The sequence below is a fragment of the Nonomuraea sp. JJY05 genome (assembly GCF_043496855.1).
GTDB lineage: Bacteria > Actinomycetota > Actinomycetes > Streptosporangiales > Streptosporangiaceae > Nonomuraea.
Window position 1 is genome coordinate 235515 of the sequence record NZ_JBIEIS010000012.1, and the last position, 16066, is coordinate 251580.

Annotated in this window: 12 protein-coding genes; 7 read left to right on the plus strand and 5 right to left on the minus strand. The window is 71.7% G+C overall.

The genetic code is table 11. From position 1 onward, the window contains the following. Positions 1-29 precede the first annotated feature (29 nt). From ACFKCF_RS21245 to ACFKCF_RS21260, 4 genes are read left to right on the plus strand one after another with little or no spacing between them, the layout of a single operon-like run. Entirely contained in the window at positions 30-1226 is a 1197-nt protein-coding gene (locus tag ACFKCF_RS21245; protein ID WP_394495948.1) for a CehA/McbA family metallohydrolase, read from the plus strand. Continuing rightward, positions 1217-2113: a TIM barrel protein gene (locus tag ACFKCF_RS21250; RefSeq protein ID WP_394495949.1), complete on the plus strand. Its 897-nt coding sequence runs from the start codon at positions 1217-1219 to the stop codon at positions 2111-2113. Before ACFKCF_RS21245 ends, ACFKCF_RS21250 begins: the two co-directional genes overlap by 10 nt. Then, complete coding sequence (locus tag ACFKCF_RS21255) at positions 2110-3189, plus strand: Gfo/Idh/MocA family protein (RefSeq protein WP_394495950.1); 1080 nt, start codon at positions 2110-2112, stop codon at positions 3187-3189. The genes ACFKCF_RS21250 and ACFKCF_RS21255 overlap by 4 nt, the downstream gene beginning before the upstream one ends. Further along, entirely contained in the window at positions 3186-5876 is a 2691-nt protein-coding gene (locus ACFKCF_RS21260; protein WP_394495951.1) for a glycoside hydrolase family 38 C-terminal domain-containing protein, read from the plus strand. The genes ACFKCF_RS21255 and ACFKCF_RS21260 overlap by 4 nt, the downstream gene beginning before the upstream one ends. Here the strand turns inward: ACFKCF_RS21260 and ACFKCF_RS21265 are convergent. Together ACFKCF_RS21265 and ACFKCF_RS21270 are read right to left on the minus strand one after the other, a co-directional pair. Continuing rightward, a complete protein-coding gene (locus ACFKCF_RS21265) occupies positions 5861-7669 on the minus strand; it encodes a tetratricopeptide repeat protein (RefSeq protein WP_394495953.1) in 1809 nt (602 codons plus the stop codon). The two genes, ACFKCF_RS21260 and ACFKCF_RS21265, sit on opposite strands and share 16 nt — an antisense overlap. Continuing rightward, positions 7666-8607 (minus strand): SIR2 family protein, encoded by a 942-nt coding sequence (locus ACFKCF_RS21270; RefSeq protein ID WP_394495955.1) that lies wholly within the window; start codon positions 8605-8607, stop codon positions 7666-7668. The genes ACFKCF_RS21265 and ACFKCF_RS21270 overlap by 4 nt, the downstream gene beginning before the upstream one ends. A 289-nt stretch (positions 8608-8896) precedes the next feature. On the opposite strand from ACFKCF_RS21270, the gene fxsT reads away from it, so the two are divergent. Further along, positions 8897-11473 carry an FxSxx-COOH system tetratricopeptide repeat protein gene (gene fxsT / locus ACFKCF_RS21275; protein ID WP_394495957.1) on the plus strand — a complete coding sequence of 859 codons (2577 nt, stop codon included), beginning with the start codon at positions 8897-8899 and terminating at the stop codon, positions 11471-11473. A 4-nt stretch (positions 11474-11477) separates the two neighbouring features. Here fxsT and ACFKCF_RS21280 read toward each other — a convergent pair whose 3' ends face one another. Beyond that, positions 11478-12719, minus strand: coding sequence for an aKG-HExxH-type peptide beta-hydroxylase (locus ACFKCF_RS21280; RefSeq protein ID WP_394495958.1), 1242 nt, complete (start codon positions 12717-12719; stop codon positions 11478-11480). Continuing rightward, positions 12707-12844 carry a hypothetical protein gene (locus ACFKCF_RS21285; RefSeq protein WP_394495960.1) on the minus strand — a complete coding sequence of 46 codons (138 nt, stop codon included), beginning with the start codon at positions 12842-12844 and terminating at the stop codon, positions 12707-12709. Before ACFKCF_RS21285 ends, ACFKCF_RS21280 begins: the two co-directional genes overlap by 13 nt. Before the next feature lie 247 nt (positions 12845-13091). Here ACFKCF_RS21285 and speB point away from each other — a divergent pair, with 247 nt between their 5' ends. Together speB and ACFKCF_RS21295 are read left to right on the plus strand one after the other, a co-directional pair. Further along, on the plus strand, positions 13092-14024 hold the full coding sequence (speB, locus tag ACFKCF_RS21290) for an agmatinase (protein ID WP_394495961.1): 933 nt from the start codon (positions 13092-13094) through the stop codon (positions 14022-14024). Next, entirely contained in the window at positions 14021-15517 is a 1497-nt protein-coding gene (locus tag ACFKCF_RS21295) for a purine-cytosine permease family protein (protein WP_394495963.1), read from the plus strand. The genes speB and ACFKCF_RS21295 overlap by 4 nt, the downstream gene beginning before the upstream one ends. On the opposite strand, the gene ACFKCF_RS21300 is transcribed toward ACFKCF_RS21295, so the two are convergent. Beyond that, positions 15514-16005 (minus strand): Lrp/AsnC family transcriptional regulator, encoded by a 492-nt coding sequence (locus ACFKCF_RS21300; RefSeq protein WP_185071603.1) that lies wholly within the window; start codon positions 16003-16005, stop codon positions 15514-15516. The genes ACFKCF_RS21295 and ACFKCF_RS21300 overlap by 4 nt on opposite strands. Positions 16006-16066: the final 61 nt, after the last annotated feature.

Here is a 16066-nt window from a genome sequence, read left to right on the forward strand (position 1 = left end):
GCCGGGAGGGAGAGGGGGGCGGCAGTCTGATGGGCAGTTCTTCTGTTGGCCGGGGCCGCTGGAGCCTGGACGATCGGCTGGAGCGGATCCTGCGCGAGGTGCCCTTCGAGGTGCCCGCGGGGACCGCGGCCGTGACCGTGCGGCTGGCGTACGACCGGTCGCAGGGTGTCATCGACCTCGGCTGCGGCGCGCCCGGCGGCTTCCGCGGCTGGTCGGGCGGCGCGCGTGACGAGTACACGATCACCCCGGACTGGGCGACGCCCGGCTACCTGCCGGGCGAGCCGGAGGCGGGCACCTGGCACGTGTGGCTGCGGCTGCACCGCATCCCGCCGCAGGGCCTCGACTACTCGCTGGAGATCACCACCTCGGCCGTCGCTCCCGCCGAGCCGGTGGCGGAGGAGCCGCCGCACGGGGAGCGCCCGCCCCGGCGGGACGTCCCCTCCGTCGACGGGCTGCGGTGGTTCGCCGGAGACTTCCACGCCCACACCCTGCACAGCGACGGCAGCCTGACCATCGCCGAACTGGCCGAGCTGGCCCACGGGCGCGGGCTCGACTTCCTGGCCGTCACCGACCACAACACCGTCAGCCACCACCCCTGGCTGGGCAAGATCGACCGTGGGATCACGCTCATCCCCGGGCAGGAGGTCACCACCGACCGGGGCCACGCGAACGTGTTCGGGGAGGTCGGCTGGGTGGACTTCCGGCAGCTGGCCGACTCCTGGGTCGAGCACGCCGAGCGCGCGGGCGGGCTGATCTCGATCAACCACCCGCTCGGCGGCGACTGCGCCTGGCTGCTGCCCGTCACGCGGCGCCCCAAGATCGCCGAGGTCTGGAGCTCCGGCTGGTGGGACCGCCGCTGGGGCGCGCCGCTGGCCTGGGCGGACGCCTGGCGCGACGACGTGATCGCGATCGGCGGCAGTGACTTCCACCGCCACGGCTCCGACGGCCTGCCCGGCGCGCCGACGACGTGGGTGCTGGCCGAGGACACGAGCACGGTGCTGGACGGCGTGCGCGCCGGGCGCACCGCCGTCTCCACCGGCCCCGACGGGCCGCTGCTGCTCAGGCTGGGCGACGAACTGCTCGCCCTGGACGCCGACGGCCTGGTCCTGGTACGCCCCGACGGCACGCGGCAGGTCGTACGCGGAGAACGCGTGCCGCTGCGGGCCACCGACGGACGGCACCGCCTGGAAACCTATGAGAACGAGGTGATCGCGCTATGCGAGTGAAAGTGGCCAACGCGCCTGTGAGCTTCGGTGTCTTCGAGCTGGCCACCGAGGCGCCGCCGTTGAGCGCCGACGAGATGGTCCGCGCGCTGTCCGAGGCCGGTTACGAGGGCATCGACTCCGGACCGATCGGCTACCTGGGCACCGGGTCCGGGCTCGCCGACCGGCTGGCCGGCAACGGGCTGCTGCTCGCGGGCGGCTGGGTGGACCTGCCCTACAGCGACGCGGCGGCGTACGAGGCCGGGCTGCCCGCGCTGGAGGCCGCGCTCGACGTGTTCGCCGCCGCGCCGCCCGCGCCCGAGGGGTTCGGGCCGCGGCCCACGCTGGCCTGCTCGGGGTCGCCGGAGCGGTTCGCGCGCCCGGGTGGGAGCGTTCCAGGATTGGCGGCCTCCGAATGGACGGGGTACGCGGCTCGCCTGCAGAGGGCGGTCGACCGGTGCCGCGAGCGCGGCCTCGACCCCGTGTTCCACCACCACCTCGGCACCTACGTCGAGACCCCTGACGACGTCGAACGGCTGCTGGAGCTGACCGACGTGCAGCTCTGCCTCGACACCGGCCACCTGCTGCTGGCCGGGGGCGACCCGGTGAGCGCGCTGCGCGACTGGTCGGGCCGGGTCGGGCACGTGCACATCAAGGACGGCGACACGAAGATCCTTGCCCAGGCCCTGGTCGACGGCGTGGACCTGCGCGAGCTCATGGGGCGCGGCGGATTCGCCCCGCTCGGGGAGGGCGAGCTGGACCTGCCCGCCGTGGTGCGCGTCCTCGACGAGATCGACTACGCGGGCTGGGTCGTCATCGAGCAGGACACCCTGCCCGGACGCCGCACCGTCGCCCAGAACATCGCCGACCAGGCGGCCAACCGCCGCAAGCTGGAGGACTTGGGACTGTGAGAATCGCGCTGGTGGGATGCGGCGCCGTCACGCAGGCGGTCTACGTGCCGCTGCTGTCGAGGCGGCGCGACCTGTTCGAGGTGGTCGCGGTCTGCGACCTGTCGCGGACGCTCGCCGACGCGGTGGGTGACCGGCTGGGCGCCGCCGGGCGCTTCACGTCGGTGGCGGAGCTGCTCTCGGCGGGGGGCTTCGAGGCCGTGCTCGTCCTGGCCTCCGGCTCGCACGGGGAGACGGTCAGCCGGGCGCTGGCCGGCGGGTACGCCGTGCTGTGCGAGAAGCCGCTCGCGCTGACCAGGGCCGAGGTGGCCGCCCTCCCCGAGGGGCGGCTGATGGTGGGCTACATGAAGCAGTACGATCCGGCCGTGCGCCGGGCCGAGGAGCTGCTGGCCGAGCTGGGCGGCCCGGAGGCGATCAGGTCGGTCGAGGTGACCGTGCTGCACCCGACCGGGGAGTCGCAGCTGGCGTTCGCGAACCTGACGCAGGCGCGGGACGTGGATCCCGGGCTGCTCGACTCGCTGCGGGCGGCCGAGCGCGACCTGGTCTCGCGGGCGCTGGGGGAGTCGGCGCCGGAGCAGGTACGGGCGCTGTACGGCGTGGCCTTGGGCTCGATATGCCATGATTTGTCGCTCTTGAGGCGCTTTACCGGGTCGCCTGCGGAAATTTCGTACGTCGAGACCTGGGGGGCCGCGCCGGGGTCCATCGAGATCAGCGGGCCCCTGCCCGCCCGGGGACGGTTCTCGATCCGCTGGCACTACCTGGAGGACTACCCGGCCTACCGCGAGACCGTGGCCATCCACCACGACAAGGGCTCGCTGGAGCTGGTCTTCCCCTCGCCCTACCTGATGAACGCGCCCACGACGCTCACCGTGGTGTCCGGCGCCGAGAGTCGCACCGAATACCGCGACGTGACCGAGGCGTTCGAAGTACAGCTGGCCGCCTTCCATGCTTTCGTGAACGATGGCAAGCCGCCCCTCACCGACACGGGCGGCGGGCTGGAGGACATCGTGACCGCCCAGCGGATCGCCGCTCGTTACGCCGTACAGCACGATCTGCCCATCGGAGGGGAGGCCGCATGAGCGGGGAGATCGTCGTCGTACCGCACACGCACTGGGACCGGGAGTGGTACGAGCCGTTCCAGCGCTTCCGGCTGCGGCTGGTCGCGCTGCTCGACGAGGTGCTCGACACCATGGAGCGCGAGCCCGCCTACCACTTCACCCTCGACGGGCAGCTGGCCTGCGTGGACGACTATCTGGAGGTCCGGCCCGAGAACCGCGACCGCATCGCCGCGCTCGTCGAGTCGGGGCGGCTGGCGGTGGGGCCGTGGCAGATCCTGCTCGACGAGTTCCTGTGCTCGGGCGAGAACATCGTGCGCAACCTCGAACTGGGCATGAGCCGGGCGGACAAGCTCGGCGGGGCGATGCCGGTGGGGTATCTGCCCGACATGTTCGGGCACACGGCGCAGATGCCGCAGATCCTGCGCAAGGCCGGGCTGCTGCACGCCTGCGTCTACCGCGGTGTGCCGTCCTCGGTGACCACCGACGCCTTCGCCTGGGTGGCACCGGACGGGACGGCGCTGCGTACCCAGTACCTGCCCGCGGGCGGCTACGGGAACGGGGCGCACCTGTTCTCGGACTCCGCTGGGCTGGCCGAGCGGGCGGCCGGGTTCGTCACAACCATGCGGGAGTGGCACGGGCCCGAGGGGGCGCTGCTGGCCATGTACGGCACGGACCACTCGGCGCCGGTGCGCGGGCTGCCGGAGATGGTGGCGGCGATCGGCGCCCGGATGGACACCCTGTCCGGATATACCGGGAAGTATTCGGGCGAGGTGGACGGGCTGCCGCGCGTCGAGGGCGAGCTGCGCTCCCACGCCCGCGCCAACATCCTGCCCGGCGTCATCTCGGTCCGGGCCCACGTCAAGCAGGCCATGGGCCGCGCCGAGCGGATGGTCGAGCGCTACGCCGAGCCGCTGGCCACCCTCTGGGGCGCCGAGTGGCCGGGCCGCTTCCTCGACATGGCGTGGTGGCGGCTGGTCGACGCCAGCGGCCACGACTCGGTGACCGGCTGCGGCGTGGACGACACCGCCCAGCAGGTGGCCGCCCGCATCGCCGAGGCCGAGCACCTCGGCCAGGCCGTACGCGACATGGTGACCGCCCGGCTGGCCGGGCCGGTGCCCTCCGACGGGGTGCTCCTCGTCAACCCGACGCCCGCCGCGCGCAGGGGCGTCGTGGTCGTGGACGTGGCCGGCACCGACCCGCTGGTGGACCCCTCGGGCGCGCCGGTGCCCACCCAGCCGCTGGAGTACGCGCCGACGCTGCTCCTGGACGAGGAGATGGACGCCGCCACGGCGCTGACCTTCGTCCACGGGACCGAGCTGTACGGGCAGCACATCACGGCGTGGTCGGTGGAGGGCGAGACGCTGACGTTCACGGTGGCGCGGGAGACGTCGGCCGTGTTCGACCTGGACGACCTGCGCGCGGCGACCGGCGGCGTGCGGCGGGTGCGCATACTCGCCGAGCCCAGGCGCACGGTCGCCGCCCTGGTGGAGGTCCCGCCGCTGGGCCACACGAGCATCCGGCCGGTGCCCCACGAGCAGGTGCAGGGGTCGCCCGCCGGCGAGGGCCGGCCGGTTCCGACGCCCGTGCGCGGCGACGAGCAGGTGCTGGACAACGGTCTGCTGCGGGTCACGATCGCCGGCGACGGCACGCTGACGCTGGTGGGCGCCGACGGCACGACGGTCACGGGGGCCGGGCGCATCGTGGACGGAGGCGACGTCGGCGACACCTACAACCACGCGCCTCCGGCCGGCGACCTGATCGTGTCCGAGCCGTCGGCCGTCGAGACGGAGCTGATCTGCTCGGGTCCGCTGGTGGCGGCGGTGGACGTGCGGCGTACGTACCGCTGGCCGGCGTCGGGTGACGGGATCGACGGCGCGCCCGAACTGCCCGCGCCCTCGCGGTCCCGCCGGACCGAGGAGATCGCCGTCGCCACCCGCGTCGAGTTGCGGGCCGGCGAGCCGTACGTACGGCTGCACGTCGAGTTCGACAACCGGTGCGCGGACCATCGGGTCCGGCTGCACGTGCCGCTGCCCGCTCCCGCGACGGAGTCGCACGCCGAGGGCCAGTTCGCGGTGGTCACCCGCGGCCTGACCGCGGAGGGCGGCTGCGGCGAGACCCCGCTGCCCACCTTCCCCGCCTCCTCGTGGGTGGCGGCCGGAGGCGTGGCGGCGCTGCTGGAGCACGTGACGGAGTACGAGGTGACGGACGGCGAGCTGGCCCTGACGCTGCTGCGCTCGGTCGCCTACCTGTCGCGCAACCGCAACGCCCTGCGTCCCGAGCCGGCCGGGCCCCAGCTGCCCACCCCGGCCGCCCAGTCGCGCGGGATCCGGTCGGTGAGCCTGGCGCTGATGCCGTACGCGGAGTCCTGGCAGGAGGTCGTGCCGCAGGCCGAGACCTTCCGCCACGACCTGCTCGTGGTCCCCGGCCAGGGCAGGCGCGGCCTGGAGCTGCCCGCTCCCGCGTCCGGGCTGTCGGTGACGGGCGACGGCGTGGTGATGACCTCGCTGCGGATGCGTGACGACCGGCAGGAGCTCAGGGTCGTGGCCCTCACCCCGGCCGCCACGGAGGCCGTGATCGAAGGCGCCTTCGCCCAGGCCCGCCACGCCGACCTGCGCGGCCGTCCGGGCGATCGGCTCCCGGTGGAGGACGGCGTGCTCCGCCTGGCGCTGAAGCCGTGGGAGATCGCGACGGTTCAGCTCTCCGGATAGTCGCCGAGCCGCCCCAGCGCCTGCTCGCGCGCCTCCCTGGCCAGGTCCTCCTCCGACCGGGGCAGGCCGAGCGCCAGCGCCCGGTCCAGGTCCGACAGCGCGCCGCGGAAGTCGCGCAGCGCGATCCGGACCTGGCCCCGGCCCTGGAGTGCCCGGGCGGCGTTGCGGTCCAGGTCGAGCGCGTCGTTGTAGGCGGCCTCCGCGTCCGCGGGCGAGCCGGCCCGCCAGAGCGCGTGGGCCAGGAGCGTGCGGGCGGCGACGTCTCCGGGCATCCTGGCCACCGCCTGCCGGCCCAGGTCCACCGCCTCGTCCGGGCTGCCCATCGACAGGCAGACCTCGGCGAGCGCCGTCAGGACCCGTACGGTGGCCAGGGCGTCCTGCTGGCTCTCGAACTGCGAGCGCGCCGCGGTCAGCGTCTCCCTGGCGGCCTCCAGGTCGCCCTCGACCCTGGCGACCTCCGCCTTGAACGCCAGCAGGTTGGCGAACTGCCGCTCGTCGCCCTGCTCCAAGGAGCGGCTGGCCGCCACGTCGGCGAAGCGGCGGGCCGAGATGAAGTTGCCCTCCCCGAGCGCGGCCTCGGCGGCGGCGCGGAAGTCGGCGGGCGTGTGCTCCTGGGGCCGGTCGCGGGCAGGTGCGGCGTGGTGAGCGGTGCGAATGGCTTCGACCAGGCGCTCCTGGCCGAGCTGGTACCACAGGCTCCTGGCGCGCTGCTCCTCCGTGAGGATGTGCCGTGCCACCAGGGCGTCCACCACGGTGTTGGGCATGTCGGCGGTCTGCGTCAGGCCCCGGTAGGCGGTGCCGCGCGTGCCCCGCTCGGTGATGAAGGTCGACTCGATCCAGGCGCGCAGCTCCGGCTCGGACACGCCGGTCTCCAGGCTCACGTCGCGGACCGTGCGGTCGAAGTAGGCGGCGAGGATCCCGGCGAGGTCGCCGAGCTGGGCGAGCAGCTCCGCGGTGATCGTGTCGTCGGAGCCGCCCAGGCCCGACCAGAGCGCCGCGCAGGCGATCTGCAGCTCGAAGGGCGAGACCCGCTCGCTGACGATCTCGACGCTCTCGCCCAGCCGGTCGGTGTAGGTCGTCTTGCGCAACCGCTCGACCAGCTGCTCCGCCACGCCGGGCGCGTAGCGGCGGCCGCTGTGCGAGGCCGGTCCCCTCACCGCGGCCACCGCGGACGCCTGCCCCAGACCGTCGAGGCGCACATAGGCGAACGGCTGGGGGCTCAGCAGCCCTTCGTAGCCGCTCAGCGTGGCGAGCTGGTCGTCGCGCACCAGGAGCAGCAGGTTGAGCGGCAGCTCCCGCAGGGCCTGGGCCAGCTCGCCGATGAGGCGGTCGCGCTCGGGCAGCCGGGCGGGGAAGGCCGTGAACAGCTCCTCCATGTGGTCGATCGCGGCCAGGACCCGGTGCGGCGAGGCTCCGGCGACGATGCTCTCCAGCGCCGAGCTGACCGTCTGCTCGGGGTCGGGGGTCTGACGGGCGGGGGTCCAGCTGCTGATCAGGGTGAAGCGGTAGCCGCCCGGCCCGGACGTGTGAGCGAGCGGCCAGGTGGGCTGGTGGATCAGCCGTCCGACGGGCAGGGTCAGCGTGCGCGGCTCGTCGTCGAGCAGCGGGAGGACCCCGGCGTGCAGCAGGGACGTCTTGCCGACGGCGGCGGGGCCGTGCAGCACCACCACCCGCTCGGACAGCCAGGCGTCCCGCAGGTGGCGGGCCTCCTCCGACCTGCCGTGGAACAGGGCCGACTCGGTGCGGCGGAAGGGGCGCGGTCCGACGTACGGCTCGGTGGGATTGCTTGTCATGGCGTCCCCCGGAGTCCGGCGGCCAGCTTGTCGTTGAGCGAGCGCGGGGTCTCCCACAGGATGCGGATGCTCTGGGCCTGGAAGTAGCGCTCGAGGTATTGGCGCTCCTCGGCGGAGTGGTCGTCCGGGTTGAGCTGGACGCTCGTGTGTTCCCTGCGCATGGTGCCGGGCAGGCCGTGCAGCAGGGTCCGGAACATGACGTGGAACGTCCAGTCGCGCAGGCCGTAGCCGATGAACAGCAGCGCCTTCGTCCGCAGCGCGGTGCGGACCGGGAAGGGCAGCAGCGTCATCGGGTGTCCGCCGCGCGGGGAAGCGGAAGACGCGTTGGTGTGCCTGCCGTCCTGTGCCAGCCTGACCAGGAAGTCGAGGTAGTCGTCCTCGATGAGCACGATCGAGTGCGGCTCCTTGTGGTGACCGTGCAGGTGGTACACGAGTGGCCGCTCCACGCACGGGGTGAAGGCTGGTTCACGAAAAGGGCTCCCGGTCCAGTCGTCGGAGGACATCGCGTACCACGGACATAAGTCCCAAATGGGCTGTTTTCTCGCCTGCTGCAGCGCCAGGAACATGAAGTCGTCGTAGTTCGTGGTGATGTACAGGGGGAGAGGGTAGCGGGCCAGCACGGCGTGCACCGGGAATTGATCTGTGCGGTCGGGTGGGGTCGCGTTGGCGAACTCGGCCTTGAGAAATTCGCGTTTCGTCCTGGTTGCGTCACGATAGACCATCGTGGTCGCGTATTGCATCACGCGTGCCAGGTTGTCGGAATCCGCGTACGGATAGTTGATCTTGCTGGCCCATTTCGCCGCGAGCTGGCCACCGAGCGGGAGCCGCTCCGCGCTGGCTCCCGCGCCGAGAAAGGGGATGCAGTCACCATTGTTGAGATCCCCGATCAGCAGATCCCAGGCGGCCTCGTTGTCGCGGTCGATGCCACCGGCGTGCACGCGTCACCGCCTTCCGGTCATGGCGGCGAGGTGCGGAACCCTTCAGAGGGTCCATGAAAGGGCCGCCGCAGTCAATAGCCGAGAATGGCCGCATAGTGGCGCTTGGTCATCTCCGACATAGCACAATATATGTTAGTAATCCCGGCAAAGAGCGCTTTATGTGACGGGGCAAACCGCCATTAAGGGCTGTCCGCTTCAGAGGGAAAGCGCTCTTTCCGCTGCGTGCGGACACGACCTGCGGCGGGCAGATATCGCATTAGGATCGGTGGCGATAGCCGAATAGCGACCAGTGGCGGTGATCGTGATGGAGGACGTCGCGCGGCAGGAGCGCCGCCCCACCCTCTGGGGGCGGGAAATCCCGTTCCGCAACCGCTGTTTCACCGGTCGTGAGCGCGAGCTCGCCGAGCTCCACAGCCGGCTCGCGCAGCACTCGACGGCGCTGGTCGGCCAGCCGCCCCAGCCGGTCTACGGCATGGGCGGCATCGGCAAGACCGAGATCGCCGCCGAATACGCGCATCGCCACGCGGAGGACTACGACCTCGTCTGGTGGATCAGGGCCGAGCAGGAGGAGACCATCGTCAACTCGCTGATCGGGCTGGGCCGCAAGATGTCCCTCGACGGCTTCCGCCCCGACGATCGCGACTACTCCGCCAGGCTGGTCCTGTCCGCCCTCGCCAACCGCGAGCTCTACGAGCGATGGCTGCTGATCTACGACAACGTCGAGAGCGCCAACGCGGTCCAGCACTACCTGCCCAGCGGCGGCGGCCACGTCATCATCACCACGCGCGACCGGCACTGGCGGCGGGCGATGGACCTCGACGGGATCGAGGTAGGGGAGTTCCTTCCCGACGAAACGGTCAAGTTCTTTCATAGGCGGGTGACCGCCCTGGCCGACCCGGGTAGGTCCGGCTCCGTGGAAGCCGAGGCCGACGCGAAGGAGCTGGCCAATCAGCTCGGAAACCTCCCGCTGGCCGCCGAGCACGCCGCCGCGTACCTCAACGAGACCGGCACGAGCATCTCCGAATACCTGGAGCTGTTCCGCGACAACGCGCACGCGCTGCTGGCCAGCTCGGTCGACATCAAATACCCGCAGACCGTGGCCACGACGTGGAGCGTCTCGCGCAGCAAGATCTCGCCGGAGGCCGACGCGCTGTTCAAGCTGCTGGCCAGCCTCTCCGCCGAGCCGATCGCCGAGGAGCTGCTCGTGCAGCCGGCCGTGGCCTCCAAGCTGCCGCAGCCGCTCGACCGGGTGCTGAGCGGCGTGACCGAGTTCCGCAGGGCGGCCAGAGAGCTGGGCCGCTACTCCATGCTCAAGCTCGACGGCGTGCGCAACGTCGTGCAGCTGCACCGCGTTGTGCAGGCCGTGACCAGGGACCGCATGGTGCGCGAGGACCCGGAGGCCGCGGCCCGCTTCCAGGAGGCCGCCCACCTCCTGCTGGCCGCCTCCGATCCCGGGGCGGTCGACCGCGAGGACAGCGAGCAGATCTACCAGCGCTCCCTGCAGCACCTGGTGCCCTCGCGGGCGGTCGAGTCCGGCGACCGCCTGGTCCGCAAGCTGATCATCAACCAGGTCGAGCAGCTCTACCGCCGCGGCGGCCACCAGGAGAGCCTGCGGATCGGCCTGCCGACGCTGGAGCTGTGGCGGCAGCGGTTCGGCCAGGACGACAAGCAGACCCTGGCCCTGGCGGTCCAGGTCGGCAACGCGCTGCGCACCGCCGGCCAGTGGGAGGAGAGCCTGCGGCTGCAGGCCGACACCCTCCAGCGGCTGCGCGACAACTTCGGCGAGCTCGACGCCGTCTACCTGAGCTGCGCCCGCGTGCACGACGTCGGGCTGCGGCTGCTCGGCCGCTACGCCGACGCGCTGGACAACGACCTGAGGCTGCTGCCGCTCTTCGAGCAGCAGCTGCGGGCCGACCACCCCGACACGCTGCGGATCCGCAGCAACGTGGCGGTGAGCCTGCGCTGCCTGGGCCGCTTCGAGGAGGCCCTGCGCTACGACGACGAGACGCTGGCCGAGCGGCAGCGCATCTTCGGCCCGGTCGAGCACGCCACGCTGAGCTCGCAGTTCGGCCGCTCCCGAGACCTGCGCGGGCTGGGGCGCTACGAGGAGTCCCTCGACCTGATCAGGCGGATCAGCAACGCCATCGACCGCAAGAACCAGCCATGGAACCAGTTCCGGCTCCTGGTCGCCATCGACTTCAGCGTGGCACTCAACCGGGCCGGCCTCTACGAGGACGCCTTCGTCCAGGGGCTGAAGGCCTGGGAGCGGCACAAGTCGACCCTCGGCAAGGAGCACCGCCAGACGCTGCAGTCGGCCACCAACCTCATCAACGACTACCGGCTCACCGAAGACCTGGCCGGCGCCCAGCGGCTGGGCGAGGAGACGGTGCTGAGCCTGGAGAAGGTGGCCGGGCCCGACCACCCCAACACGCTGGCGGCCTGCAGCAACCTGGCCGTCGTGCTGCGGGTCAGGAACAATCCGGGCGGCGCCCGAAGGCTGAGCGAGCGGGCGGCCGAGGGGATGAAGGCCCTCCTGGGCGACAACCACCCCAACACCCTGATCGCCATGCACAACCTCGCCAGCGACCTGGCCGCGCTGGGCGAGGTGGGGCAGGCCCGGAGGCTGGGCGAGACGGTGCTCGAGCGCAGCCTCAAGACGCGCGGGGCCGACCACCCCAACACCTTGGCCGCCATGGCCAACCTGTCCCTCGACCGCAACGCCGACGGAGACAAGGACGGCGCCCAGAGCCTGCGGGAGAAGATGCTCGACGGCTACCAGCGCTCGATCATGCCCGACCACCCGCACGCCCGGCTGGCCGCCCAGTACGGCCGGGTCAACCTGGGCATCGAGCCCATGAACGACTGACGGTCTAGATCGAAAACCCGGGATTGGCGCTCAGCCAGCGCGTACGGTGCCCGTCCCGGAGTTCGGCCGCCCGCCGCTCGGCCGAGGCGGGCACCGGCTCGCGCAGCCACTCGCCGAGCCGGTCCAGCAGCCCGTCCACGAGCACCTCGCCCGGCCCGGTCAGACTCCCCGAGCCGCTCGCGCGGGTCAGCGCCTCGAACGTGATGGCCCGGCGGTAGGCGAACTCCGCCTCCGCCCGCTCGACGGCCGGGCTCGCGTGGCGTCCGACGGCCGGGCTCGCGTGGCGTTCGACAGTCGGGCTCGCGTGGCGTTCGCCGGCCGGGCTCGCGTGGCGTTCGGCCCGCCAGAACGCGGTGATCGCGAAATTCGCGAAACAACCCTGCAGCAGCGCGCCGAGCGGTCGCGGGTCGGAGCGCCAGGGCGCGTACCAGCGGCGTCCGTCGTCGGGATCGGTCAGCTCGACCACGTCCTCGACGGCGCCGAGCACCAGGTGCCAGACCTCGTGGACCAGGCTCTCCGCGAACGCGACCGGGTCGGGCGGCGGTGAGAGCGCTACCGCCCCGTACGCCCAGCCGGACGTCGCGCTGGCGGGCCGCACTCGATCACGGCCCTCCAGCGGCACCAGCGTGGTGAAGACCGCCGCGATCGTCTCGGCGGCGTGGTGATGCCGTTCGCACAGCACCCGCCAGGCGAGGCCGAGCTCCCGCTGCCACCACGCCGGATCCGCCTCGCCCCGCCTGCCGAAGCCCGCCAGGTACGGATCGACCGCGTCGAGCTTGACGTCCAGCCCCAGCCCGTTCGCCTGCGCGTGCAGGGAGGGGATCGGGACGAGCCCGGACTCCGCGAACGTGCCGAGCCCCGGGACGAACGCGCCGGGGCGCAGTGGTGGCCGCCGTCCGGCCCGCAGCGCCGCGCCGGCGCTGAAGGAGACGAGATAGCCGAGGTCCGGATCCTCGCCGTCGCGCAGCCGCCGCAGGCAGTCGACCGCCCAGCAGCCCACCTGGGGGAGCACCAGCAGTTCCGCCATGAGGCGCGGATCGCTCTCCTGCAGGTCGGCCAGCGCGCGGAACGAGGCATCGGCGGCCGTCCCGCGCACCTGCCGCCGCACGGCCTCCACGAGCAGCTGATTCCTGTGGAGCTGGATCTCCCTGAGCCGGGTCAGCAGCTCGGAGGTGAGGTCGTCGCCGGCCAGGCGATGGCAGATCTCGTACGTCTCAGCGGTCGAACACTCGTTCAGCCATCGCACGGGACGGCACCGTTGTTGGAATCCTCCTGCCACAGCCGATCCCACGGCCCTCTTCGCCCGAGGATCTTGCCCACCAGCCCGTCGAGGGTGGCGTCGTCGAGTTCGGTCAGTTGGAGCAGCGTCATGTCAGTCAGCTCCGCAAGCCCGGTGCCAACCGCGTGAGCCGGTTCCCCCATAGAGAGTCCCTCCTAGGCTCTGCCGAGATGATACGACGGCGCTTTGTCCGAATGAAATGCCGGTGAATACGGCTCGCTTTTCGGCCGGTGCCAAACTCTTGCGCCGGCCTGCTTGTTACCGGGCACAACACACACCGGCCCACTTCGTTGGCTCCACAATTGCCGCAGGTCAAAGGCATGACGAACACTGGGCCGCATGAACCTTGGCCCTGTCGACTCCTCTCAGGTCCCCCGCTTCGCCGGGCCCGCCACCTTCGCCCGCCTGCCCAGGCTCGACCAGGTCGAGCGGGCCGACGTGGCCGTGGTCGGCGTGCCGTTCGACACCGGCGTGTCCTACCGGCCCGGCGCCAGGTTCGGCCCGGCCGCGGTCAGGGAGGCCTCCCGGCTGTTGCGGCCCTACCACCCGGGGCTGGACGTTTCACCGTTCGAGCGGGTGCAGGTGGTCGACGCCGGCGACATCGCGGCCAACCCGTTCGACATCGGGGCGGCCATCGAGAGCATCGAGGGCGCGGCGGACTCGATCGACGCCAAGCTCGTCGCGATCGGCGGCGACCACACGATCGCGCTGCCGCTGCTGCGGTCCGTGGCCAGGAAGCACGGCCCGGTGGCGCTGCTGCACTTCGACGCCCACCTCGACACCTGGGACACCTACTTCGGCGCCGAGTACACGCACGGCACCCCGTTCCGGCGGGCGGTGGAGGAGGGCCTGCTGGACACCGAGGCCCTCAGCCACGTCGGGATCAGGGGCCCGCTGTACGGCAAGAAGGACCTGGAGGACGACCGGCGGCTCGGGTTCGGCATCCTGACGGCGGCCGACGTGCTGCGGCGCGGCCTCGACGAGGTGATCGACGTGCTGCGGCAGCGCGTCGGCGACCGGCCCCTGTACGTGTCCGTCGACATCGACGTGCTGGACCCGGCCCACGCCCCGGGCACGGGGACGCCGGAGGCGGGCGGGCTCACCAGCCGGGAGCTGCTGGAGATCCTGCGCGGCCTGGCCGGCCGCAACCTGGTCGGGGCCGACGTCGTCGAGGTGGCCCCGGCGTACGACCATGCGGAGATCACCTCGGTCGCCGCCTCCCACGTGGCCTACGACCTCGTCAGCCTGCTGGCGTTGCAGGAGAAAGCATGAGCCTCACCGAGATCGAGACGTACGGGGTCGAGCGCATCCCCGACGCGGACCGCAACGCGCGCCCGATCGACCTGTTCCGGCTGGCGTTCGGGGGCGCGAACACGTTCGCCACCTGCGTGCTCGGCGCCTTCCCCATCCTGTTCGGGCTGTCGTTCTGGCAGGGGCTGGCCGCGACCGTGCTCGGGCTCGTGGTCGGCGCGCTGATCCTGGCGCCGCTGTCGCTGTTCGGGCCGCTCAACGGCACCAACAACGCCGTCTCCTCCTCCGCCCACCTGGGCGTGCACGGCCGGATCGTGGGCTCGTTCCTGTCGCTGCTGACCGCGATCGCGTTCTTCTCGATCTCGGTCTGGTCGTCGGGGGACGCGCTGGTCGGCGGCGCCCACCGGCTGGCCGGGCTGCCCGACACCGACCTGTCGTACGGCGTCGCGTACGCGCTCTTCGCCGTTCTCGTGCTGATCGTCTGCGTGTACGGCTTCCGCTTCATGCTGTTCGTCAACAAGATCGCGGTCGCGGCGGCGTCGCTGCTGTTCGTCCTGGGGGCGTTCGCCTTCGCCGGGGACTTCGACCCGTCCTATCCCGGCACGCTCCCGGCCGGCGACCCGCTGTTCTGGCCGTCGTTCATCGGCGCGGCGCTGATCGTGCTGTCGAACCCCGTGTCGTTCGGCGCCTTCCTGGGCGACTGGTCCAGGTACATCCCGGCCACGACGCCGAAGTCCCGGGTGATGGCCGCGGCCTTCCTGGCGCAGATCGCCACCATCCTGCCGTTCCTGTTCGGCCTGACCACGGCGTCGATCATCGCGACCAAGGCCGCCGACTACATGGACCCGGCCGCCCCCAACTACGTCGGCGGGCTGCTGGCCGTCTCGCCCGGCTGGTACTTCGTACCGGTCTGCCTGATCGCCCTGATCGGCGGCATGTCCACCGGCACGACCTCCCTCTACGGCACCGGGCTCGACTTCTCCAGCGTCTTCACCCGCTTCTCCCGGGTGCAGGCGACGGTGTTCATCGGCACGCTGTCGATCGTGTTCATCTTCATCGGCCGCTTCGCCGCGAACCTCACCCAGAGCATCTCGACGTTCGCCACGCTGATCATCACGTGCACGGCGCCGTGGATGGTGATCATGATGCTCGGCTACGTGACCCGCAGGGGCTGGTACGACCCGGACGCGCTCCAGGTCTTCAACCGGCGCCAGCGCGGCGGTCGCTACTGGTTCACGCACGGTTGGAACTGGCGCGGGCTGTCCGCCTGGATCGTCTCCGCGGGCCTGGCGCTGCTGTTCGTGAACCTGCCGGGCCAGTTCGTCGGCCCGCTGGGGAACCTGGCGGGGGGAGTGGACATCTCCCTGCCGGTGGGGCTGGCCGTCGCCGGGGTGCTCTACCTGGCGCTGCTGACGGCCTTCCCCGAGCCCCGCGAGGTGTACGGCCCCGAGGGCCCGCGCTTGGTGCGCACGGCGGACACGCCTATCCTGCCCATCATGGAGACGGCAGGCTAGCGGGTGCCCCAGGAGTAGGTCTGCTTACGCAGCTTGAGATAGACGAACGACTCCGTGGCCCGCACGGCGGGGATGGCGCGGATCTTGCTGAGGATCTCCAGCAGGTGCCCGTCGCCCTCGCAGACCACCTCGACGATCACGTCGAAGGAGCCCGCGGTGAGGACCACGTAGTCGATCTCGTCGATGGCCGCCAGCTCGTCGGCCACCGCCTCCAGGTCGCCCTCGCAGTTGATGCCGATCATGGCCTGCCGCGGGAATCCCAGCGTCAGCGGGTCGGTGACGGCGACGATCTGCATCACGCCCGCGTCCTGCAGTCGCTGGACACGCTGACGCACGGCGGCCTCCGACAGGCCCACCGCTTTCCCGATCGCCGCGTACGGCATGCGCCCGTCGGTCTGGAGCTGCTCGATGATCTGCTTCGACAGATCGTCGAGCACCACCGGCCCGGCATTGGCGTTGTTGCGGCGTACGCGGGGCGGCGTCGTCATCGACGGAATCCTCCTACTGGTCCGGCGTTACGGGTGCGTTCCCGCTGAGTTGCCGTCCTGG

Coding starts and splice junctions, on each gene's coding strand:
- ACFKCF_RS21260 (WP_394495951.1), top strand. CDS start 3,186: ATGAGCGGGGAGATCGTCGTCGTACCGCACACGCACTGGGACCGGGAG.
- ACFKCF_RS21250 (WP_394495949.1), top strand. CDS start 1,217: ATGCGAGTGAAAGTGGCCAACGCGCCTGTGAGCTTCGGTGTCTTCGAG.
- ACFKCF_RS21300 (WP_185071603.1), bottom strand. CDS start 16,005: ATGACGACGCCGCCCCGCGTACGCCGCAACAACGCCAATGCCGGGCCG.
- ACFKCF_RS21265 (WP_394495953.1), bottom strand. CDS start 7,669: ATGACAAGCAATCCCACCGAGCCGTACGTCGGACCGCGCCCCTTCCGC.
- speB (WP_394495961.1), top strand. CDS start 13,092: ATGAACCTTGGCCCTGTCGACTCCTCTCAGGTCCCCCGCTTCGCCGGG.
- ACFKCF_RS21285 (WP_394495960.1), bottom strand. CDS start 12,844: ATGACGCTGCTCCAACTGACCGAACTCGACGACGCCACCCTCGACGGG.
- ACFKCF_RS21245 (WP_394495948.1), top strand. CDS start 30: ATGGGCAGTTCTTCTGTTGGCCGGGGCCGCTGGAGCCTGGACGATCGG.
- ACFKCF_RS21295 (WP_394495963.1), top strand. CDS start 14,021: ATGAGCCTCACCGAGATCGAGACGTACGGGGTCGAGCGCATCCCCGAC.